Origin of the sequence: Bordetella parapertussis, from assembly GCF_020735925.1 — a bacterium.
Taxonomy (GTDB): domain Bacteria; phylum Pseudomonadota; class Gammaproteobacteria; order Burkholderiales; family Burkholderiaceae_B; genus Bordetella; species Bordetella pertussis.
In genome coordinates, this window is sequence record NZ_CP085971.1 from 2,974,686 (window position 1) to 2,996,882 (window position 22,197).

The following is a 22,197-nucleotide window of genomic DNA, read 5'->3' on the forward strand; positions in this document are numbered from 1 at the left end:
GCGCGGCGCCTGGGTATCCTCAGGCGGCCGAACGCGCCGAAACCGCCGCTGCGCCATCGGCGCGGCGCAGCAGCAGCCATACCACCAGCCAATAGGCCAGCCACAGCAATACCGAGATCAAGGCCGGATAGGCGCGATAGCCGGCGAAATCGGCCAGGACCTTGCCCACCCCGCTGCTGTCGTCGAGCAGCCATGAGCTGTCCCAGACCGGATCGATGAGCGTGGGCAGCACGTCCAGCGAGATCAGATGGTCCAGGCCACCCACCAGCAAGGCGCCGGCCAGCAGGAGCAGCAGGATTTCGGTAACGCGGAAGAAGCGCCGCCAGGTGATCAGCTTGCCACCCAATTGCAGCAGCCAGAACGTCAGCAGTGCGATCAGGAAACCCGCCGCGCCGGCCAGGACCAGCAACGCCGCATCCCCGGCCTGCCCGGCCGCCGCGGCCACGGTGCCGTACAGGAACACCACCGTCTCGCTGCCTTCGCGCGCCACGGCGATCATGACCAGCACCAGCAGGCCCCACCAGTTGTCGCGCTCGATGGAGGCGCGCGCCCCGCCCTCGAGCTCGCGCTTGAGCGTGCGGCCATGGCGCTTCATCCAGATCACCATCTGGACCACCAGCGCGCAGGCCACCAGCGACATGCCGGCCTGGAACCACTCCTGGCCTTCGTCGCTCAGCCACGAGGAGACGCCCAGCAGCACCAGCGCCAGCAGGAGCGCCAACGCCAGGCCCGCCGCCACGCCGCCCCACAGGTAGGGCATGCCGCGCCGCCCGGCGGGCGTGGCCCGCAGCCAGGCGTAGAGAATGCCCACCACCAGCAGGGCCTCGACGCTTTCGCGCCATACGATGAAAAGTACTTGTTCCATATCCGACCCGGTGGCTCAGTCCTTGGGCTTGACGACCAGCGTGCCCTTCACGTCCTGGTGGAAGTCATCGAAAAAGGGATACTCGCCCGGGCGCGAGATGGTGATGACGACGAACGACTTCACGCCCGGGCCCAGCACCTTCTCCTTGCGCAGCGGGATGCTTTCGAATTCCACCGGTTCGTTGCTGGCGTTGATCAGTTCGATCTTGAAGCGCCCCGCCGGCACCTCGAGGCGGGCCGGCTCGAACGTGCCGTCGGGCTGGAACGTCAGGGTGAACGTAGGCAGGTCGGCGGCGCGCGCCGCCAGCGGCGCGCCCAGCCCCAATGCCATGGCCAGCAAGGCCGCCGCCGGAGCACGCACGATCAGTACCCGCCCTTCTTGCCGGTGCCGGCAAAGACGAATTCATACTCGAGGTCGAACGGCTCGAACCACGGGCCCACGCCGGTTTCCTTGTCGATATGGCGGCCGAAGTGGTTCATCTTGTCGGAGGTCGGCGGCATGATGGTGTACTTCAGCTTGTACTTGCCGGGACCGTCCAGCTTGACGTTGTCGCCATAGTGCGGGCCGTCGTTGGCCACCATGGGCATGAAGGTGCCCTTCTGGACCTTGTCGCTGCCGACCTTCTGGACTTCGTACTTGACCACCAGGTAAGGCACCCACTCGCCTTCCGGAAAGCCCGTGGCGTTGCCCGCGGTGGCGTGGATGTCGGCTTCCAGGTGGACGTCGGAGTCCTTGGCAGCGCGCATCATGCCGGGGGGATCCATCTCGATGGGCTGCAGATAGACCGCGCCGATTTCCATGCCGCCCTTCTCGGCCGGCTTGCCGATCGGATACTCGGCCGCGAACGCGGCGCCAGGCAGGCTCAGGGCAAGCGCAAGTAGCAAGGCTTTCTTCATCATGTACGAGTCCTCTTAACTGAAAAAACGGCCCGAAGAAACACAAACAAGAACCGTTTTCATTAATGTAGTTCGGTTCGGCTTACAGATCCCTTAAGCCGACCCCAATTTCAGGACTCATACGGAAAAGGGGCGCCCGTGGGCGCCCCTTTTCCTTCAGCCAGCTTCGCGGCGCTACTTGCCGCGCCCGCCTTGCGGGCCGTCGCCACCCGGCGGCGTGAACGGGAAATTCGAGAACATCGCCCGGGTCTGATCCTGCATCTGGTCCTGCATCTGGACGAACAGGTTCTTGCTCTGGTCGATGTAGTTGTTCATCATCTTCTGCAGCATCGGCGTCTGCACGTTCATGAACTGCGTCCAGGCCTCGGGCCCGAACTGGCTGCCGTACAGCCCCTTGGACTGCTCGGCCATGCGCTGCTGGATTTCCATGAACGCCTGGATGTTCTTTTCCAGGTACGAACCCATGATGCCCTGCATGGCGTGGCCGTAGAAGCGGATGATCTGCGCCAGCATGTTGGACGAGAACATGGGCATGCCGCCGCTTTCCTCTTCGAGAATGATCTGCAGCAGGATACTGCGCGTGAGATCCTCTCCGCTCTTGGCATCGACAACCTGGAAGTTCTCGTTGGCCAGAACCAGCTGCTTGACATCGGCTAGCGTGATGTAGGTGCTGGTTTGCGTGTCGTACAGCCGGCGGTTGGGATACTTCTTGATCAGGCGCAGGGCGGCGCCAGTTTGTGCTTGCGTCATGTCTGTCCCCGAGATCGGGAGATCTCTTTAACTTTCAATCATTTTACGTGTAATACCGGGCGTCCGCTTCCCCCCGGACCCCGGCCCCCTCCGAATGCGGCCTCAACCCATGTGCAGGCCGCCATTGAGCGAGAAATCCGCGCCCGTGGCAAAACCCGACTCGTCCGACGCCAGCCAGGACGTCATGGACGCGATTTCCTCGGGCGTACCCAGCCGGCGCACCGGAATCGTCGCGACGATTTTCTCCAGCACGTCGGGACGGATGGCCCGCACCATGTCGGTCCCGATGTAGCCCGGCGAAATGGTGTTGACGGTAATGCCCTTGCTGGCGACCTCCTGGGCCAGGGCCATGGTGAAACCATGGATGCCCGCCTTGGCGGTCGAGTAGTTGGTCTGGCCGAACTGCCCTTTCTGGCCGTTGACCGAGCTGATGTTGACGATGCGCCCCCATTGGCGCTCCACCATCCCGTCGAGCACCTGCTTGGTCACGTTGAACAGGCTGTTCAGGTTGGTGTCGATCACCGCGCGCCAGTCGTCCACCGACATCTTGCGGAACAGGCTGTCACGCGTGATGCCGGCGTTGTTGACCAGCACGTCGACCTGGCCCAGGTCGGCCGTGACGCGCTCGAAAGCCTTGACGGTGGACTCCCATTCGGACACGTTGCCCACCGATGCGTAGAACGTATAGCCCTGGGCCGCCTGCTCGTCGAGCCACTGCTGATAGTTGCGGCTGGGGCCGCACCCCGCCACCACCCGGAAGCCGTCCTTGGCCAACCGCTGGCAGATCGCGGTACCGATACCGCCCATGCCGCCCGTCACATATGCCAATTTTCCGCTCATTTGACTTCCTCCTGTTTTCACGGCGAACGCCCGCCAAGAATGCCGGCCTTGCGGCCCGCGCGCGTACTCAAACCGCTCTTACTTTCACATAACGTCCCGGCGCCGGCTCGATCGGCCGGAACCGTTTGTTGCCCGCCTGCGCGGGCGCGGCGACCTGCTTGCCGCCATGCCCGGCCAGCCAGGCGGTCCAGTCGGGCCACCAGCTGCCCGCGTGCTCGACCGCGCCGGCCAGCCAGGCGTTGGGATCGCCAGGCAGGTCGTGGGACACCGCGCCGGCCGATTCATTCACCCAATAGCTGCGCCGCTGCTTGGCCGGCGGATTGATCACCCCGGCAATATGGCCGGAAGCGCCCAGCACGAAACGCATGGGCCCGCGCAGCAATTGCGTCGATGCGTAGGCCGACGGCCAGGGCACGATGTGGTCCTCGCGCGACCCGTACAGGTAGGCAGGCATGTCGAGCCGGGTCAGGTCCAGCGGCACGCCCGCGGCACGCGCCCGTCCGGGCACCTTGAGATTGTTTTCGAGATACGTGTTGCGGAAATACCAGGCGAAGAACGGCCCCGGCAGGTTGGTGCTGTCGGCATTCCAGAACAGCAGGTCGAACGCAGGCGGTGTCTTGCCTTTCAGGTAATTGGAGACGACGTAGTTCCAGACCAATTCGTTGGGGCGCAGGAACGAAAACGTGGTGGCCAGGTCGCGGGCAGGCATCAGGCCGCGCTGTCCGTACTGGTGGTCGCGCAGCAAGGCATGCGCTTCGTCGACGAACACCTTCAGGATGCCGGTATCGTGGAAATCCAGCAGCGAGGTCAGCAGCGTGAGCGAGGCCACCGGGCGCTCGCCGCGCGCCTGGGCCAGCGCCAGCGCCGAGGCCAGCATGGTGCCGCCGACGCAGAAGCCCAGCGCGTTGACCTGCGGCTGGCCGCTGATGTCGCTGGCCACCGCCAGCGCCTTGAGCACCGCGTCGTCGAGGTATTCGCTCCAGGTGGCGGTGTCCACGCCGTCGGTATCGGCCGCCAGCGGATTGCGCCACGAGATGATGAACACCGTATGGCCCTGCTCCACCGCATACCGGACGAAGGAGTTCTCGGGCTGCAGGTCGAGGATGTAGTACTTGTTGATGTTCGGCGGCACGATCACCAGCGGCCGCTCGCAGACCTTGGCGGTCTGCGGCGCGTACTGGATGAGCTGCATCAGGCTGTTCTCGAACACCACATGGCCGGGCGTGGTGGCCACGTTGCGGCCGATTTCGAACTGTGTCTCGTCCGTTTGGCTGATGCGGCCGCGCTGGATGTCGTTGAGCAGGTTGGCCATGCCTTCCTGCAAGGTGCGGCCTGCGCTTTCGACGATGGCGCGCTGCGCATCCGGATTGAAGGCCAGGAAGTTGGCCGGCGACATGGCATCGACCCATTGCATGACCGAGAAGCGCAAACGGTTGCGCATGAGTTCGCTGACCTGCGCCGCCTCGACCAGGCGCGCCATTGCACGGGCCGACAGCAGATAGGCATGCGCCATCAGCAGGCGCTGGCGGTCGTCCAGCCAGGCTGCGCCGGCAAAGCGCTTGTCGGCCGGAGCGCCCAGTACGCCACGCTTGGCCTCGTCACACAGGCGCAGCCATTCGCGGGAGAAATCGGCCTGGATTTCTGCCAGAGCGTCCGGTGCCACGCTCACCGGGACGGGCCATGCAGCGGAAAGATGGGCGTTCACTTCGACACCTTGTTATCGGAACTGCGCGAATTGATGGTGCATGCCGCCATTTTTACTGTCAATGCGGGTATACCTAGGAGCCATCCGGCAAGCATACCGAAGTCGCATTACCGGGCGTCGAGCCAGGCCAGCAAAGCCATCCGGCCGGTTTCCCGATCTCGCCGATACGAAAAAAATCGCGAATCCTGCACCGTGCACAAACCGCAGGATTGCGCCTGTACGCCAGCGCGCCGCAAGCGCAGCAGCGCCAGTCCGGGCAGGTCGGCCAGCCATTTGCCGGGCAGGCCCGGGCGCGGCGCGAACAGGGCCGCGGCCTCGGGGCCGTCGGCCGCAAAGGCTTGCAGCACATCGGCTCCCACCTCGAATGCCGCCGGCCCGATGCCGGGCCCGATCCAGGCGCGCCAGCCGCGCACGTCCGGCGCCTTGGCCTGCATGGCGCGCAAGGTGTTTTCCAGCACGCCGCCGGCAAGGCCGCGCCAGCCGGCGTGCGCCGCGCCCAGCACGGTGCCGTCCTGGTCGGCGATGACCACGGGCAGGCAATCGGCAACCATGATGGCCAGCACGCGTCCGGGCGCGGCCGTGACGCTGGCATCGGCGGCGGGTTCATGCGGCGGGCCGGCGTCGGCGTCGACCACCTCGTGGCCGTGTACCTGGCGCAGCCACAGGGGCTCGGCCGGCACCGCGGCGCGCACCCGGCGGCGATTCTCGGCCACCGTTTCGGGACGATCGCCCGCGCGCAGCCCCAGGTTGAGGGTATCGTGCGGCGCGACGCCCGCCCCGCCGGCGCGCGTGGTGCAGAAATAGTTCACTCCCGCCCATTGCGCACCGGTGATGACGGGCAGATCGTGTATCAGGCGTTCCATGCCAAGGCTTCCTGGACGTCGGACATATCGGCGGGCACGCCGGCCTCGAAGCTGACTTCGCCCGCGCCGCCCGGATCACCGAAATGCAGGGCCCGCGCGTGCAGCATCTGGCGCGTGGCGCCGGCCAGCGGCTTGCCGCCGTACAGCGTGTCGGCAAGCAGGGGATGCCCCAGGCTGGCCAGGTGCACGCGGATCTGGTGGGTACGGCCGGTTTCCAGCCGGCACAGCACCTCGCTCACCCGGGCGCCGCCTTCGGCGCAGCCGCGCCGCCGCGGGTCGAAATGCGTGACCGCCGGCTTGGGCGCGATGGGCCGTTCGACGCTCATCCGTACCGGAACCCGCGCATCGCGGCCGATGGGACGGTCGACGGTGCCGGCGGCGCCCAGCCAGCCATGCGCCAGCGCGATGTACTGGCGGCCCATGGTGCGCGCCTGCAGCTGGCGTACCAGATGGGTCTGGGCCAGTTCGTTGCGCGCCACCACCATCAGGCCGGACGTGTCCTTGTCGAGCCGGTGCACGATGCCGGCACGCGCCACGCGCGCCAGTTCGGGATAACGGTGCAGCAGGCCGTTGAGCAGCGTGCCGCTCCAGTTGCCCGCCCCGGGATGCGTCACCAGCCCCGCCGGCTTGTCCACCACGATCCAATCGGGGCTTTCGGCCACCACGTCGAAAGCCACCGGTTCGGGCGCGAAAGCCCGGCTTTCCGGGGCCGGTTGCTCCCAGACCGACAGGACGTCGCCGGGGCCGACCGCCTGGCGCACCTTGGCCTGGGCGCCGTTTACCAAAACGTAACCGGCCTCGATCCAGCCCTGCAGCCGGCTGCGCGAATGGCCGGGCAACAGCCCCGCCAGCACCTTGTCCAGGCGGTCTGCCGGGGTATCCGGCGGCACCGTGAGCAGCAGCGGTTCGTCGTCGGAAAGCAGGTCTACACTGGCGGCTGTATCAGACATGAAGACAAATCATATAATCAGCCTGCCATGCTAACACCAAGGATAGGACTCACGTGACTCACCGTCCCGCTGCACTCTCGAAGCCCGCCTCCCGCCGCGGGGTGGCCCTGCGCGCGGCGATCGCGCTGTCAACCATTCTGATCGTGGCCGGCTGCGGCTCGTCAAGCACCAAATACGACAAGACCGCGGGCTGGAGCGCCGAACAGTTGTACGCCGACGCCAAGCAGGAAGTCGCGGCGGGCAACTGGACCGATGCCCGGGAGCGCCTGACCGCCATCGAAAGCCGCTACCCGTTCGGCACGTACGCCCAGCAGGCCCTGATCGAACTGGCCTACGTCAACTGGAAAGACGGCGAGAACGAACAGGCGCTGGCCGCCATCGACCGCTTCCAGCAGCTCTATCCCAACCACCCGGGCACGGACTACGTGCTGTACCTGAAGGGGCTGGTCAACTTCACGCCGGCCAGCGCCTTCATGAGCAACCTGACCGGCCAGGACCCCGCCGAGCGCGATCCCAAGGGCCTGCGCGCGTCCTACGATGCGTTCAACGAACTGGTCCAGCGCTTCCCCAACAGCAAGTACACGCCCGATGCGCAGAAGCGCATGACCTGGCTGGTCAACGCCATCGCCATGAACGAAGTCCACGTGGCGCGCTACTACTACGAGCGGGGCGCCTACGTGGCGGCCGCCAACCGGGCGCAGACCGTGATCACCGATTTCGAGGGGGCCCCCGCCTCGGAAGAAGCGCTCTATATCATGGTCGAGTCGTACGACAAGCTGGGAATGACCGAACTGAAGGGCGACGCCGAACGCGTGCTCGACCAGAACTATCCCAACAGCAAATTCAAGACGCAAGGCCTGTCGGCCGACAAGAGCTGGTGGAACCCGTTCTCGTGGCGCTGACGCCACTCGCGCAGTCCAAGGAAAGCCCGGCCCCAGGCCGGGTTTTCCTTTTGCGCGGCCGTTATGGTTCGGCCTCGCCCATGCGGGCGTAGAAAGCCAGTGCCTCGTTCATGTCGCGGGTGCGGGCAAACGGCGGCAGGCCGCGCCACAGGCGCTTGCCATAAGGCTTCTCGACCAGGCGGGCATCGCCCACCATGAGCACGCCCCAATCGGTTTCGGTGCGGATCAGGCGGCCCGCGCCCTGCTTGAGCGAAATGGCGGCCTCGGGCAACTGGTACTCGGCAAACGGATTGCCGCCGCGCAGCCGACAGGCGCGCAGGCGGGCCTCGATGACCGGGTCGTCGGGCGGCGCGAACGGCAGCTTGTCGATCGCCACCAGCGTCAGCACATCGCCCGGCAGGTCGATGCCCTCCCAGAAACTGGCGCTGCCGACCAGCACGGGATGCTCCAGCTTGCAAAAGCGTTCCAGCAGATCGCGGCGGGTGGCCTCGCCCTGGCGCAACAGCGGCCAGTCGTGTCCCGCGTCCGCGAAGGCGTCGGTCAGCAACTGCGCCACCTTGTCGACCGCGCGCAGCGTCGTGCACAGCACCAGCGCGCCGCCCGGACTGGCTTCCAGCAAGGGCAGCAGATTCTCGACGAAGCGCTCGACGAAGCGGGGCGACTGCGGCTCGGGCATATCGCGCGGCACGAACAGCAAGCCCTGCGCGGGGTAGTCGAATGGCGACTCCCAACGTCCGGTGCGGGCATCCTCCAAGCCAAGCTGCTGCGTGAAATGGCCGAAATCACCATAAACAGATAGCGTTGCCGACGTCAGAATCCACGCTTGGCCGGGCTTGCGATAGCGCGAGAATGCCTGTGCCACCGACAAGGGCGCCGCATGCAGGCGCACATGATGCTGGCCATGCTCGACCCAGCGCACCGCCGGCCCGCTCCAGTTGGCGGCGGCCGCCGCCTCGGCCAGCAGCGCCTCGGACGGCGCGGCCACCGCCACGCCCTGGTCGTCGCGGCCCCAGCCTTCATCGTGCTCGGCGGCCTGGGCCGCGTGGCGCGGCGGCGTGGCCCAACGGGACAGGCGCACCGAAATTTCGGCGCCCGCGCGAGCGGCGGCGGCCAGGTCCGGATGTTTTTCCGCCACGCCGCTCAACGCCCGCACCGCGGCGTCGAGGACCTCGCGCAGGCTGGCCAGCGCGGCGTCGAATTCATCCGGGCCCGGCATGGCCTCGAAGGTCGCCTTGCGCCCGGGCAGCCGCTCCAGCGGCGCGCAGGCCAGCCGCAGCTCGCGCGCGGCGGTCTCGACCTGCCGGCCGACATCGCTCCATTTGGCGGCTTCGCGCGCGTACGCCAGGCCGGCCGCCTCCAGCGTGCGGGCGAAGTCCAGCAACTGGTGAGTCGACACACTGCTGCCCAGGAACCGGGTCGCGGTATCGGGCAACTGGTGCGCCTCGTCGAAAATCACCGTATCCACTTCGGGCAGCAAGTCTGTCACGCCCTCCTCGTGCAGCACCAGGTCGGCCATGAACAGCGCATGGTTCACGACCACCACGTCGGCCTCCTGCGCCTGACGGCGCGCCTTGACCACAAAGCAGTCGCGGATGCGCGGGCACTCCTGGCCCAGGCAGTTCTCGCGCGTGGAGGTCACGCGTTGCCAGATATCGGCGTCTTCGGGCACCTGCGCCAGCTCGGCGCGATCGCCGGTCTTGCTGATGCCGGCAAACACCTGGATCTGGCGCAGCTGGCCGATCTCGGCGCGCGACTTCAAGGCGCGGTCGTCGCCCTGCAGGCGGTCGAGGTGGTAGTGGCAGACATAGTTGCCGCGCCCCTTGAGCAGCGCGGCCGTCACCGGCGCGGCCAGCGCCTGCCGCACCTTCGGCAGGTCGCGCGCGAACAGCTGGTCCTGCAGGGTGCGCGTGCCGGTGGAAATCAGCACCTTGCCGCCTTGCGCGAAGGCGGGCACCAGATAGGCCCAGGTCTTGCCGATGCCGGTGCCGGCCTCGGCCACCAGGGTGGCGCGCGCCGCGATGGCGCTGTCTATGGCCTGCGCCAGCTCGACCTGCGACTGCCGCGGCCGGTAGCCCGGCATGGCGCGCGCCAGCGGGCCGTCGTCCGCGAAGAATTCCGAAATGTCGAGGTCCAGCATTGATCAAGCCATGCGCTAAAGTGGCTGACATAATAGCGCCTCCGGCCTACGCAGCCGGCCGGCTGGCGCATGCCGCCGTGACATAAACGCGCCACCCGCCATATCTGGTAACAGTGGCTTGTGGCACAATCCGCCCCTTGTTTTCCCTTTGCCGTCGTATCGAGATGCCTGAAACCTCCGCTACCACGAACGCCGCACCGGGCGTCGATCACGCCCGGATCATTGCCCAACTGGCCACCGAAATCGGCGCCCGAGCCTCGCAGGTCGCCTCGGCCGTGGAACTGCTGGACGACGGCGCCACCGTGCCGTTCATTGCCCGCTACCGCAAGGAAGCCACCGGCGGGCTGGACGACGGCGCCCTGCGCACCCTGGAGGTGCGCCTGGGCTACCTGCGCGAACTCGAAGAGCGCCGCGGCGCGATCCTGGAGTCCATCACGCAGCAGGGCAAGCTGACGCCCGAACTGCAGCAGGAGATCGCCACGGCTGAGACCAAGCAGCGCCTGGAAGACCTGTACGCGCCCTACAAGCCCAAGCGCCGCACGCGCGCCCAGATCGCCCGCGAAGCCGGCCTCGAGCCGCTGGCCGACGCCATCCTGGCCGATCCGGCCTGCGATCCCGCGGCGCTGGCGGCGCAGTACCTCAACCCGGAAGCCTCGATCAACGACGCCAAGGCGGCCCTCGACGGCGCGCGCGATATCCTGGCCGAGCGCCATGCCGAGAACGCCGACCTGCTGGCCGACATGCGCGAGCATCTGTGGAGCACCGGCCTGCTCTATTCGAAAATGGTCGAGGGCAAGGAAACCGACGGCGCGAACTTCCGCGACTGGTTCGATTTCAACGAGCCGCTGCGCACGCTGCCTTCGCACCGCATCCTGGCGCTGATGCGCGGCCGCCAGCAAGGCGTGCTGGAATTGCGCGTGGGCCTGGAAGCCGACCTCGAGGCCGAGACGCCCCACCCCTGCGTGGCGCGCATCGCCTCGTTTCTCAAGCTGGGCAACGGCCTGTTCGCCCTGGACGCCACGCCGCGCGCGCGCTGGCTGGGCGAGGTATGCCGCTGGACGTGGCGCGTCAAGCTGCTGACGGCATTCGAAAGCGAATTGTTCGGCCGCCTGCGCGAAAGCGCCGAAGCCGAGGCCATCCGCGTGTTCGCCGCCAACCTGAAGGATTTGCTGCTGGCCGCGCCGGCGGGCCCCAAGACGGTACTGGGGCTGGACCCCGGCATCCGCACCGGGTGCAAGGTGGCGGTCATCGACCGCACCGGCAAGGTCGTCGATACGGCCACGGTCTACCCGTTCGAGCCGCGCCGTGACCGCGAAGGCACCATCAAGACGCTGGCGGCCCTGGCGGCGCGCCACAAGGTCGAGCTCATCGCCATCGGCAACGGCACCGCCTCGCGCGAATCCGAAAAGCTGGTCGGCGACATGATGGCCCGCTTTCCCGACCTCGCGTTGACGCGCGTGGTGGTCTCCGAGGCCGGCGCCTCGGTGTACTCGGCCTCGGAAACGGCCGCGCTCGAATTCCCCGACCTGGACGTGACGCTGCGCGGCGCCGTCTCGATCGCCCGCCGCCTGCAGGATCCTTTGGCCGAACTGGTCAAGATCGATCCCAAGGCGATCGGCGTGGGCCAGTACCAGCACGACGTCAACCAGCGCGAGCTGGCCCGTTCGCTGGATGCGGTGGTCGAGGACTGCGTGAACGCCGTGGGCGTGGACGTCAACACCGCCTCGGCGGCGCTGCTGGCGCGCGTCTCGGGGCTGAACACGCTGCTGGCCAAGAACATCGTGGCCTGGCGCGACGAGAACGGCGCCTTCCCCACCCGCGACATGCTGCGCAAGGTGCCGCGCTTCGGCGAGAAGGCTTTCGAGCAGGCCGCCGGCTTCCTGCGCATTCCCAACGGCGACAATCCGCTCGATGCCTCGGCGGTGCACCCGGAGGCCTATCCCGTGGTGGAGCGCATCGTCGCGCGCATCAAGGCCGACGTACGGCACATCATCGGCCAGCGCGAGGCGCTCAAGGGCGTGTCGCCCAGCGACTTCACCGACGAGCGCTTCGGGCTGCCCACGGTGCGCGACATCTTCGCCGAGCTGGAAAAGCCCGGCCGCGATCCGCGCCCGGAATTCAAGACCGCGCAGTTCAAGGAAGGCGTCGAAACCCTCAACGACCTGTTCCCCGGCATGGTGCTCGAAGGCGTGGTGACCAACGTCGCCAATTTCGGCGCCTTCGTGGACATCGGCGTGCACCAGGACGGGCTGGTCCATATTTCGGCGCTGGCCGAGAAATTCGTCAAGGATCCGCGCGACGTCGTGCGCGTGGGCCAGACCGTGACCGTCAAGGTGCTCGAGGTCGACGTGGCGCGCAAGCGCGTGGCCCTCACCATGCGCCTGAACGATACCGCCGAGCCGGCCCGCCGTGGCAATGGCGCGGGAGCCGGGGCCGCGCGCGGCGCCGATCGGGGCGCCCGCCGTCCGCAGGCGGACAACGGCAAGGGCGCGCCGGCCAACAGCGCCATGGCCGACGCCTTCGCCAAACTCAAGCGCTGATCGCAACGCAGGCGCCGCCCCGTCATCGGGTGCGGCGCCTGCGTCGTTGCCCCGATCCGCGGGCGGGCCGCGGACGAAGCCTAGGCTGCAGCCAGTTGGGCCAGGGCCTCGCGGGCCTTGGCCAGCAGCGCATCGCGCGCGCCGGCATCGGCGGCTTGCGGTCCGTACGCCACTTCCTTGCCATCCAGCCAGGCCGCATACGACACGTCATCGTGGCCGCGCAAGGCCTGCTCGGGCGCCTCGTCCTGCAGGCGGCGCATCAGCGCGCCCGCTTCCTTGGGATTGGCGAAAGGCACCGAGCACAGCAACTCTTCCCCGTCGGCGGCAAGCAGCCGGAAACGGAAACTGCCATCCTCGTCGCGGAAGCTGACGAAACGCGCGTCCTTGGCGGCCTTGCGGGCCGGCTGGGCGGCCTTGGCCGCAGCCGGCTGCAAGGCGCCCAGGCCCACCGCATCGCGCAGCGTGCGGACCAGCGGTTGCGCCAACTTGCGCGCCTTGGCGGCGCCGGCCTGCAGGATGTCCTCGATCAGGCCGGGGTTGGAAATCAGTTCGACATAGCGCTCGCGCATCGGCGCGAGATCGCGCTCCAGCCGTTCGTACAAGGCCTGCTTGGCGTCGCCCCAGCCCATGCCTTCTTCGAGCTGGCGGCGAAACGCCATGGATTCCTGCTGCGTGGAGAAGGCGCGGTACAGCATGTACAGGTGCGAGGCCTCGGCGTCCTTGGGCTCGCCCGGCAGGCGCGAATCGGTGACGATGCGCTGCGTGGCGTTGCGCAGGCCCGCCGCTCCGCCTTCGAACAGCGGAATGGTGTTGTTGTAGCTCTTGGACATCTTGCGGCCATCCAGGCCCGGCAAGGTCGCGACCTCCTCGGCGATCACCACTTCGGGCAGGACGAAGAATTCGCGGCCATACAGGTGGTTGAAACGCTGCGCGATATCGCGCGCCATTTCCAGGTGCTGGACCTGGTCGCGCCCGACCGGCACCTGGTTGGCGTTGAACAGCAGGATGTCGGCGGCCATCAGGACGGGATACGAGAACAGTCCCATGGTCACGCCGTCATCCGGCTCGACGCCCTTGGCGGCATTCTGGTCCACCGACGCCTTGTAGGCGTGCGCCCGGTTCATCAGGCCCTTGGGGGTCACGCAGGTCAGCAGCCAGCACAGCTCGGTGATTTCCGGGATGTCCGACTGGCGATAGAACGTGACGCGTTCCGGGTCCAGCCCCGCGGCCAGCCAGGTGGCGGCGAGCTCCAGCCGCGAACGCGCCACCCGCGCCGGATCGTCGCACTTGATCAGCGCGTGATAGTCGGCCAGGAAGAAAAACGCGTCCACGCCCGGCTGGGTACTGGCCTGGATGGCGGGGCGGATCGCGCCCGCGTAATTGCCCAGGTGCGGCGTGCCGGTGGTGGTGATGCCGGTGAGGACTCGGGTATTCATGGAGGACTGCTAGGCTGTGGATCGAAGGACACAGTTTACCGTGCCCCCGGCGACCGCATTCAAAGCAGCGCCAGCACGGGCGCCGCCTGCGCCCAGGGCCGCGCGCGGCCAGAACGTGAGGAGCCAGATCAGCAGCAACCCGGCCAGGCTCAGGATGCCGATCCATTCGACCGTGCCGTAGTTCCATCCCCAAGCGCCCGCCGATGCCCACAGCGACAGCGCCAGGCCCAGCCACCCCAGGCTGCGCAGCGCCAGGCGGCGGCGCCTGGGCAGCGCGCGGTCGAAGACGTCTTCGTAATGGCGGTCCATGCCCAGCGACAGGGCGGCAAAGCCCGCGTAGGCCAGGCAGAAGGCAGTGGCGTTCAGCATGCGGTCACCTCGTCTCGCCAATTGCGGCGGCCGCCGCATCGCGCGCGGGCACCCGGCGCGATGCGGGTGCGGGCCGGGCGCGCGGTGGCACGGCGGCGGCGGCCGCCTTGCGTGCCGCCCGCCACGCCATCCAGCCCAGCAAGGCGGCGCACGCCAGGGCGGTCAGATCGAAGCCCGCCATGACCCAGTCGCCCGCCGGCAGCGACACCCCCAGGTGGCGCTGGGTCGTCCACAGGTTCAGGACCGGCAGCGCGGCGGCCATGAACGCGGCCAGCGCCAGCAGGTCGCGCCACTTGCGCCGGCGCGCCACCGCCGCATACAGGCCGCACAGCAGCCATGCGCCGAAGAAGATCCGGACTTCCCATTGCGCATGCTGCGGCAGCGCCGCCGGCAACAGCCGGTTGGCCCAGAAGAACGCCGCCACGGCCACGCACAGGCCCGCGATGCTGCCGGCGTTCAGGGCGTCGACCAGCCGCAGCGCAAACGACTCGCGCCCCGCCGCCTTCTGGCGGCGCTTGGCGATCCACAGCGCCAGGCCGGTCCCCACCATGGCGGTTCCCGCCAGGCTCACCAGGAAATACAGCCAGCGCAGCACGGGTTCGGCGAACAGGCCCAGGTGCAGTCCGACGATGGTGCCGGCGGTGGCCGCCACGGCGCTTTCCTTGGCGTCCTGGCTGCGCAGTTGCCCGGTCACGCCGTCGAAGGTGATGGTCGGCGCCATGCGCCCATAGGCGATGCGCTCGCTGGTCGAGCGCGTCACGCTGACCGTGGCCGAGGCGTCGCCCGGATTGTTGACCACGATGCGGCCGGGCCTGCCGCCATCCCACTCGGCCCGCGCCCGGGCCGCCAGCCCGGCCAGCGGCGCCGGATTGGCCTGGAGCGCGGTCTGGGTGAAGGCGGGGAACATCTCGTCGAAGAAGGCGCGCTCGTTGTCATAGGCGGCCAGGACGCCGGCCGGCATCAGCATGTACATGAAAATCACCAACCCGCTGAAGGTGATCATAAGATGGAACGGCAGCCCCAGCACCGACAACACATTGTGCCCGTCCATCCAGGCGCGCTGGCCGCCCTTGCGCGGCCGGAAAGTGAAGAAATCGGTGAATATCTTCTTGTGGGTGATGATGCCGCTGATGATGGCCACCAGCATGAACATCCCGGCAATGCTGGCCAGCCAGCGCCCCCAGGGGAAGGCCATCTCCAGTTCGAAATGGAAGCGGTAGAAGAAATCGCCGCCGCGCGTCTGGCGCGCATGCAGCGCGTCTCCGGTGGCGGGGTCGAGCGACACGCGCGTAAAGCCGCGCTCGCCCGGCTTGGGCTTGGCAGCCGGATACGACAGCTGGATGGCGGGCGCGCGCTGGGTAGGCAGGGTCACGAACCAGCGCCGCGCATCGGGCGCGTGGGCCTGCAGATAGCGCTGCGCCACCGCGCTGGCCTGCTCGGCCGACACCGGAGCGACATCGATCTCGGGCTGCATCCAGCGCGTGATCTCGGGCCGGAAGAACGCCAGCGTGCCGGTCAGGAACATCGCGAACAGCACCCAGCCGAAGATCAACCCCGACCAGGTGTGCAGCCACGACATGGACTGGCGCAGCCCCTCTTCGCCCGCCGCCTTGGTACGCGCCGGTTTCATGCTCCTCCCGCGGCCTTGCCCAGCCAGTACAGCATCAGCAGCGCCAGCGCGGGCAGCAGCACTCCGGCCCATGCGCGCCAGGCGTTGCGGGTGGCGAACACCCACAGCACGGCGCACGTATAGACGACGAACGACAGCATCAACGCGGCCACGACCGCGTCGACGCGGCGCATGGGCAGCCAGACAGCCAGGCAGGCTGCCGCCGCGCTGGATAGGGCGTAGCCGCCCAGGATGGCGGCCAGGGCGCGCGACGTCACGGCGAACCGGTAATGCAGCATGTGGGCACCGGCAGCGGGCGCTTTCATGTCAACCTCCTTCTTGACCCAGCGGTGGCGCGCCCTTCGCGATGCGCGCCGATGATTGGAAAATTTAAGAAATTATAATCATTCTTAATCGCATTCTTCGGATGACGGGCCATGCATCACCAGCGATAGCGCAAGCTGGCCTTGATCGAACGCTGGTAGCCATACCAGCACCACGAATCGGACAGGCACGAGCCGATGTATTCCTTGTCGAACAGGTTGGAGACGTTCAACGCCACCTGCATGCCCTTGAGCGCGGGGCTGGCCCGGCCCAGGTCGTAGTCGAGCATCATGTCCACCAGCGTCACCGATGGCACCTTGAGCGTGTTGGTTTCGTTGGCGTACGAACTGCCGATGTAGCGCACCCCCGCGCCCATGCCCAGGCCGGCCAGCGGGCCCTCCTGCAGTTGATAGCGGGCCCAGGCCGACGCCTGGTGCGCCGGCACGGCCACCGGCTTCTTGCCCTTGAGGTCCAACCCGGTCGTGTTCGGATAGGCCTTCTCGTATTCGTTGTCGAGGTACGAATAGGCGGCGATCAGGCTCAGGCCGCGCAGCGGTTCGGTCTTGGCCTCCAGTTCGATGCCGCGGGTGCGCACTTCGCCGGCCTGTATCGAGCAGCGCGAAACGCCGCACATATGGGTGGGATCCGGGTCGGTGGTGGGCAGGTTCTTGCGCCGGATGTCGAAGGCCGCCAGCGTGAGCAGCGTGGCCGAGCCCGGCGGCTGGTATTTCACGCCGACCTCATACTGCTTGCCTTCGGTCGGCTTGAACGGCGTGTTGTTCCAGCCCGTGCCGGTCTGCGGCTCGAACGACTCCGAGTAGCTGGCGTACGGCGCCACGCCGTTGTCGAAGTTGTAGATCGCCCCGACCCGGCCGGTGAACGCCTCGGCGGCGAGCGCCGAGCTGCTGTGCGAGCCGTTGGCCAGGTTGTCGGTGCCGGTGTGGGTGCGCGACCAGTCGTAGCGCCCGCCCAGCAGCAACGACAGGCGGTCCAGCCTGATCTGGTCCTGCAGGTAGAGGCCGGTCTGGTAGTTGTACTGGGTCTGATCGGACGTAAACGGCGGCCGCTCGATACCCATGTGATAGTCCGGATCGAACACGTCGAGCGGCGGCGCGCTGCCATAGCCCGACAAGGTGTCGGTCTGCACGCGCTGGTAGTCGAACCCCACCAGCACCGTATGCGCCAGCGCCCCGGTATCGAAGCGCGCCTGCAGGTTGTTGTCGATCGTGAACGCATCCACGTCCACGTCGCTGATGGCCAGGCCGCGCTGCGAGTAGTGGTAGTCCTTGTCGAGATAGCCGTAATTGTTGTTGCTGGCGCCGTAGATGCTGCGATAGACGCCCTCGGCATGCTGGAAACGCAGGTTCTGCGAGGCCTTGAAGGTATCGTTGAAGCGATGCTCCAGTTGATAGCCCAGCGAATAGCTGCGGCGGTCGCTCTTTTCGAAATCGGCGTCGCCGTCGTAGTGGTTCGGGCCCAGCCGCCTGCCGTCGGGCGCCGACAGCAGCGTGCGCATGGCCGAGATCGATCCGTACGAACCCATGTCGGGGTCGCGCTGGAAGTTGGTCAGCACGGTCAGCGTGGTATCCGCGCTGGGCCGCCACGTGAACGACGGCGAGATGAAGTAGCGGCGCTCCCTGGTGTGATCCACCTGGCCATCGGACATATAGGCCGCGCCGGTTACCCGGTACAGGAAGCGCCGGTCCTCGTCCACCGGACCGGAAAAATCCATGTTGACCCGCCGGAAATCGAAATTGCCCGCCTGCACTTCGATCTCGCGCAAAGGCTCGTCCAGGGGACGCTTGCTGACCTGGTTGACCACGCCGCCCGGGCCGCCCTGGCCATACAGCACGGAAGCCGGCCCCTTGAGCACATCGACCCGTTCGAGCCGGTAGGCGTCGACCTGGGGCAAGGCGTCCCGGCCGCCGAACACGCGCATGCCGTCCAGATAGGTGGCGGCGGAGAAACCGCGCACGCTGAACTGGTCCAGCCGCGTCGCGGTCGCGCCGCGCGTCTCGGTCGCCACGCCGGCGGTATAGCGCAGCACCTGGTTCAGCGTCTGGGCGCCCTGCTCGGTTATCTGGTCGCGAGTCACCACCGAAATCGATTGCGGCGTTTCGATCAGCGGCGTATCGGTCTTGGTGCCGCTCAGGCTGGCACTGGCGACATAGCCGACCGTGGGCGCCAGCGCGCCCTCCAGGCCCAGCACCGTCACCGGCGCCAGCGTCTCCGCATCGCCGCCGCGCGGCAGCGCCGCCAGCGACCAGTTGTTGCCGCCGCCGGCGCGCGCCTGCAGGCCCGAACCGGCCAGCAGCGCCGCGAACCCGTCGCGCACGCCGTACACGCCCTGCAGGCCCGCCATGCTGCGCCCCTGCACCAGGGCCGGGTCGAACGACAGCACCACGCCGGCACGGCGCGCGAAGCGGGTCAGTGCGTCGGCCAGCGGTCCGGCCGCGATTTCATAATGCTGGGCGCTGGCGGCGGGCGCCTGCGCGCGGGCGGTGTCCGCGCTACCGACCGCGACGGCGCACAAGGCGGCCGCAAGTACGCATGGCGACAGGCGCCAGGACGGATGCTTCTGACTGCGAGAAAACACGGGAACTCTCCTATGCGTTAGCTTCTTCCATGAGCTATTCCGCGCGGGAAAGCCGAATCTGCAAGGACGGCGGCGATTGTTTTGTAACCGCGCTCAGGCCGCGCGCGGCGTCACGCTGAGCCAGTAAGCGGTGTGGCGACGGATCTCGATGGGCAGGCTCTGGCGCACGGCGGCCAACGCGCGCTCGGCGTCGTCGAGCGGAAACACGCCCGACAGGCGCAGCCCGGCCACCGCCGGGTCGACCCGGATGACACCGAGCCGGTAGCGCGCCAATTGCGCCGCCAGGCGATCCAGCCGCCAGCCATGCACCACCAGCAGGCCATCCTCCCAGGCGCTTTCGTCGGCAGCGACGCGGCCGCGCCGCGGCACGCCTGCGCCATCGAGGCGCAGCGACTCGCCCGCCTCGCCGCGGTGCCATGGCGCGTGCGGCGCACTGGCTACCTGCACGCTGCCCGCATACACGCCGATGCGCGCCTGCTCGGCCAATGCCATGCCGTACCCGGTATCGACCTACAGCGCCGGTTGGGCCGCGCCACTGTGCACATCCACCAGCATTTCGCCACGCAACAGCGCTATGGCGCGCCGCGTCGCGTCGATACGCAGGCGGACCGCGCTGTCGCTGGCAAGCACCAGGCGCACGCCGGGACCGGGCACGATCTGGCGCCGCTCGCCCACGCCGGTACTGGCATCGGCCACCAACCGCTGCCAGGGCGCCCAGGAATACGCGCCGGCGCCGGCCGCAGCGCCGACGCCCAGGCCCGCCAGCAGACGCAACGCCTGCCGGCGCGACGGGCCGCGACTGGCCAGATCGGGCAGGATGGCCAGCGCCGGCGCCGCCGGCGCGCGACGGATGCCTGCCGCCAGGGTCGCGACGCGGTCCCACGCACGCTGATGCGCCTTGTCGCGCGCCAGCCAGGCGCGACAGGCCTCGTGTTCGGCGGCGGCGGCGCAGCCGGACTGCAGCCGCACCCACCAGGCTATGGCCTGCTGGGCGACCGCGTCGGGCGCCGCCGGCCTACTCATGGAATGCCATGTAACAAGCGCTCATGGCGCGCAGCATGTATTGCTGCACCGAACTGAGCGAAATGCGCAGGCGTTGCGCGATCTCGGCATAGCCCAGCCCTTCGAGCTGCGACATCAGGAACACCGCGCGGGCGCGCGGCGGCAAGCCTTCGAGCAGGCGATCGAGCTCGGCCAGCGCCTGCAGCAGCTCGGCCTGCTGTTGCGGCGAAGGCGCGTGCCCCGACGGCTGCGCCGCCAGGTATTCCAGATAAGCGTGCTCCAGCGCCGCGCGGTGCTGGTGATCGATGACCAGTCCCTTGGCGATGGTGGCCAGCAAGGCGCGCGCCTGCTCCATGCGTACCGCCTTGCGCCCCTGGATCACGCGCACGAACACATCCTGCGTCAGGTCCTCGGCGCGGTGCGGACAGCCCAGCCGCCGCCGCAGCCACCCGGCCAGCCACGACCGGTGCTGGCGGTACAGGCCCTCCACCGCGGCAGTGTCGGCGGCGGGACGGGCGGAGGGCGAAGTGATCAGGCTGGCAGGCACAACGGCAATACCATCGGGGCGGCGATGAATGGACGATCAAACGCTGGATATTAATTGATAACTACTTGCATTATCAATATCGATTGGCAGCCAGCCCCGCCGCAAACCGCCCAAGGCGTGCCGGCGCCTGGTTGCGCGCCGCGCCACATTAATACCTTTAAGGTATCCAGAAAGCACATAATTAATATTGGGCGCCCAGGAGAATTGATCCTAATCTTTGCTCGCACCCCGCAAGTTCGATCGAGGAGACCACAAAGACATGAATACGCAAACTGCCCTGGAAGTCAGGCCCCTGACCGGCTCCTGCGGCGCCGAACTCTTCGGCGTCGATCTTTCGCAAGCGCTGTCCGCCGATACCGTCAAGGCCATACGCCAGGCGCTGCTGGACCACAACGTCATTTTCTTTCGCGAGCAGACCCTCACGCCCGAGCAGCATCGCGCCTTCACCCGCCAGTTCGGCGAAGTGGTCGTGAACCCGGTGTACACCCATGTGGAAGGCTATCCGGACATCATGCCGGTCATAAAAGAGCCGAACGACCGCTACAACATCGGCGATACCTGGCACTCCGACATGTCCTATATGCAGGAGCCTCCCCTGGGCTCGGTGCTCTACGGACGCGACATCCCCGAGTATGGCGGCGACACCTTGTTTGCCAATATGTACCTGGCCTATGACCTGCTGCCCGAGGCCTTGAGGCAGATGATCGACGGCCGCCAGGCCTACCATTCCGACCGGTACCTCACCTCGCGCATCAGCGAACGCAATGCGGGCCGCTCGACCCGCCTGAAGGCCGACGCCGACGCCAAGGAGAACCTGGCCCTCCACCCCATGGTGCGCACGCACGAGGAAACCGGCCGCAAGTGCCTGTACGTCAATTTTCCCTTCACGTGGCAAATCGAAGGATTGAGCCGCGAGGAAAGCCTGCCGTTGCTGCATCAGCTGTACGCCCACGCGGCGCGACCCGAATTTGCCTGCCGCTTCCGCTGGCGCAAGGGCTCGCTGGCCTTCTGGGACAACCGCTGCACCATGCACTATGCCTGCAACGACTACCAGGGCAAGCGGCGCGAAATGCATCGCATGACCATCGCCGGCGGCCGTCCGCAATGACGCGGGCGCAGGGGTACACACTGATCACCGGCGCCACGCGCGGCATCGGCCGCGCCATCGCCGACTTGCTGGCGGCCCGCGGCGAGCCGGTCATGGGCATTGCGCGCAGCGGCGACGCCGGCTTTCCCGGCCCGCTGCTGCAGGCCGACCTGCTCGATGCCGCCCAGCGGCGCGAAGTGCTGCGCGAAGCAGCCTCGCATGGCGTGCTGCGGCTGGTCAACAACGCCGGCTTCAATCAAATGCAGCCGCTGGGCGAGATCACCGACGCCGCCACGTCGGCGATCCTGGAACTGAACATTGCCGTTGCCATCGATGCCGCGCAGGCGGTGCTGCCCGGCATGACCGAGGCCGGCGCGGGGCGCATCGTCAACATCGCCAGCCGTTCCCTGCTGGCGCGGCCCGGCGGCAGCGTCTACTCGGCCGCCAAGGCCGCCATGGTCGGCCTGACCCGGTCCTGGGCGCTCGAGCTGGCCACGCGCGGCATTACGGTCAACTGCGTGGCGCCAGGTCCCGTGGCCACGGAAATGTTCCAACGCAACAATCCGCCCGAGCTGGCGCGCAGCCGCGCGCTGGTGGAGGCCATACCGGTGGCGCGCCTGGGCACGCCGGAGGAGATCGCCCACGCCGTCGATTACTTCCTCGCGCCCCACGCGGCCTACACGACGGGGCAGACCCTGTTCGTCTGCGGCGGCGCGAGTATCAGCCAGATCAAACTGTAGGGAGCCTGGCGTCCGCCAGGCAGGACATAACAAAACCAC

General features: G+C 67.7%; 19 protein-coding genes and 1 pseudogene. 4 read left to right on the forward strand and 16 right to left on the reverse strand.

Annotated features, from left to right (window positions below):
* Window positions 1-19: 19 nt before the first annotated feature.
* The 8 genes from LK409_RS14080 to LK409_RS14115 form a co-directional block, all read right to left on the reverse strand.
* Window positions 20-865: an FTR1 family iron permease gene (locus LK409_RS14080; protein ID WP_003813578.1), complete on the reverse strand. Its 846-nt coding sequence runs from the start codon at window positions 863-865 to the stop codon at window positions 20-22.
* A gap of 15 nt (window positions 866-880) precedes the next feature.
* Window positions 881-1,225, reverse strand: a complete 345-nt coding sequence (locus tag LK409_RS14085; protein WP_003813580.1) for a cupredoxin domain-containing protein — start codon at window positions 1,223-1,225, stop codon at window positions 881-883.
* Window positions 1,226-1,227: 2 nt separating this feature from the next.
* A complete protein-coding gene (locus LK409_RS14090) occupies window positions 1,228-1,764 on the reverse strand; it encodes an iron transporter (RefSeq protein WP_003813582.1) in 537 nt (178 codons plus the stop codon).
* Window positions 1,765-1,935: 171 nt separating this feature from the next.
* The gene (phaR, locus tag LK409_RS14095; protein ID WP_003813585.1) at window positions 1,936-2,511 is read right to left on the reverse strand and encodes a polyhydroxyalkanoate synthesis repressor PhaR; all 576 of its coding nucleotides are present in this window, start codon (window positions 2,509-2,511) and stop codon (window positions 1,936-1,938) included.
* A 102-nt stretch (window positions 2,512-2,613) separates the two neighbouring features.
* Window positions 2,614-3,351, reverse strand: a complete 738-nt coding sequence (gene phbB / locus LK409_RS14100; RefSeq protein ID WP_010928940.1) for an acetoacetyl-CoA reductase — start codon at window positions 3,349-3,351, stop codon at window positions 2,614-2,616.
* 67 nt (window positions 3,352-3,418) lie between these two features.
* The gene (locus LK409_RS14105; protein ID WP_010928941.1) at window positions 3,419-5,056 is read right to left on the reverse strand and encodes a PHA/PHB synthase family protein; all 1,638 of its coding nucleotides are present in this window, start codon (window positions 5,054-5,056) and stop codon (window positions 3,419-3,421) included.
* Window positions 5,057-5,163: 107 nt separating this feature from the next.
* Window positions 5,164-5,919, reverse strand: a complete 756-nt coding sequence (gene pgeF / locus LK409_RS14110) for a peptidoglycan editing factor PgeF (protein ID WP_010928942.1) — start codon at window positions 5,917-5,919, stop codon at window positions 5,164-5,166.
* Window positions 5,907-6,869: an RluA family pseudouridine synthase gene (locus LK409_RS14115; protein ID WP_010928943.1), complete on the reverse strand. Its 963-nt coding sequence runs from the start codon at window positions 6,867-6,869 to the stop codon at window positions 5,907-5,909. The genes pgeF and LK409_RS14115 overlap by 13 nt, the downstream gene beginning before the upstream one ends.
* Before the next feature lie 101 nt (window positions 6,870-6,970).
* On the opposite strand from LK409_RS14115, the gene LK409_RS14120 reads away from it, so the two are divergent.
* On the forward strand, window positions 6,971-7,771 hold the full coding sequence (locus tag LK409_RS14120) for an outer membrane protein assembly factor BamD (RefSeq protein ID WP_003813594.1): 801 nt from the start codon (window positions 6,971-6,973) through the stop codon (window positions 7,769-7,771).
* Between the two features lie 61 nt (window positions 7,772-7,832).
* Here the strand turns inward: LK409_RS14120 and LK409_RS14125 are convergent, their stop codons facing one another.
* Entirely contained in the window at window positions 7,833-9,908 is a 2,076-nt protein-coding gene (locus LK409_RS14125; protein ID WP_010928944.1) for an ATP-dependent DNA helicase, read from the reverse strand.
* A 164-nt stretch (window positions 9,909-10,072) separates the two neighbouring features.
* Between LK409_RS14125 and tex the strand changes: the two genes are divergently transcribed.
* Window positions 10,073-12,448, forward strand: a complete 2,376-nt coding sequence (tex, locus tag LK409_RS14130; protein ID WP_010928945.1) for an RNA-binding transcriptional accessory protein Tex — start codon at window positions 10,073-10,075, stop codon at window positions 12,446-12,448.
* Window positions 12,449-12,528: 80 nt separating this feature from the next.
* Here tex and LK409_RS14135 read toward each other — a convergent pair whose 3' ends face one another.
* The 7 genes and pseudogenes from LK409_RS14135 to LK409_RS14170 form a co-directional block, all read right to left on the reverse strand.
* Complete coding sequence (locus LK409_RS14135) at window positions 12,529-13,884, reverse strand: tryptophan--tRNA ligase (protein ID WP_010926868.1); 1,356 nt, start codon at window positions 13,882-13,884, stop codon at window positions 12,529-12,531.
* A 9-nt stretch (window positions 13,885-13,893) separates the two neighbouring features.
* The gene (locus LK409_RS14140; RefSeq protein WP_010928946.1) at window positions 13,894-14,253 is read right to left on the reverse strand and encodes a DUF3325 domain-containing protein; all 360 of its coding nucleotides are present in this window, start codon (window positions 14,251-14,253) and stop codon (window positions 13,894-13,896) included.
* A gap of 4 nt (window positions 14,254-14,257) precedes the next feature.
* A complete protein-coding gene (locus tag LK409_RS14145; protein ID WP_010928947.1) occupies window positions 14,258-15,883 on the reverse strand; it encodes a PepSY-associated TM helix domain-containing protein in 1,626 nt (541 codons plus the stop codon).
* Window positions 15,880-16,188, reverse strand: a complete 309-nt coding sequence (locus LK409_RS14150; RefSeq protein ID WP_003813607.1) for a DUF3649 domain-containing protein — start codon at window positions 16,186-16,188, stop codon at window positions 15,880-15,882. The genes LK409_RS14145 and LK409_RS14150 overlap by 4 nt, the downstream gene beginning before the upstream one ends.
* A 116-nt stretch (window positions 16,189-16,304) precedes the next feature.
* Window positions 16,305-18,782: a TonB-dependent siderophore receptor gene (locus LK409_RS14155; RefSeq protein ID WP_010928948.1), complete on the reverse strand. Its 2,478-nt coding sequence runs from the start codon at window positions 18,780-18,782 to the stop codon at window positions 16,305-16,307.
* 93 nt (window positions 18,783-18,875) lie between these two features.
* Window positions 18,876-19,805 (reverse strand): annotated as a pseudogene (locus LK409_RS22820) (DUF4880 domain-containing protein).
* On the reverse strand, window positions 19,798-20,331 hold the full coding sequence (locus LK409_RS14170; RefSeq protein WP_010928949.1) for a sigma-70 family RNA polymerase sigma factor: 534 nt from the start codon (window positions 20,329-20,331) through the stop codon (window positions 19,798-19,800). Before LK409_RS14170 ends, LK409_RS22820 begins: the two are co-directional and overlap by 8 nt.
* Window positions 20,332-20,590: 259 nt before the next feature.
* On the opposite strand from LK409_RS14170, the gene LK409_RS14175 reads away from it, so the two are divergent.
* Entirely contained in the window at window positions 20,591-21,439 is an 849-nt protein-coding gene (locus LK409_RS14175; protein WP_003813616.1) for a TauD/TfdA dioxygenase family protein, read from the forward strand.
* The gene (locus tag LK409_RS14180) at window positions 21,436-22,158 is read left to right on the forward strand and encodes an SDR family oxidoreductase (protein ID WP_003813618.1); all 723 of its coding nucleotides are present in this window, start codon (window positions 21,436-21,438) and stop codon (window positions 22,156-22,158) included. The genes LK409_RS14175 and LK409_RS14180 overlap by 4 nt, the downstream gene beginning before the upstream one ends.
* Window positions 22,159-22,197 lie beyond the last annotated feature (39 nt).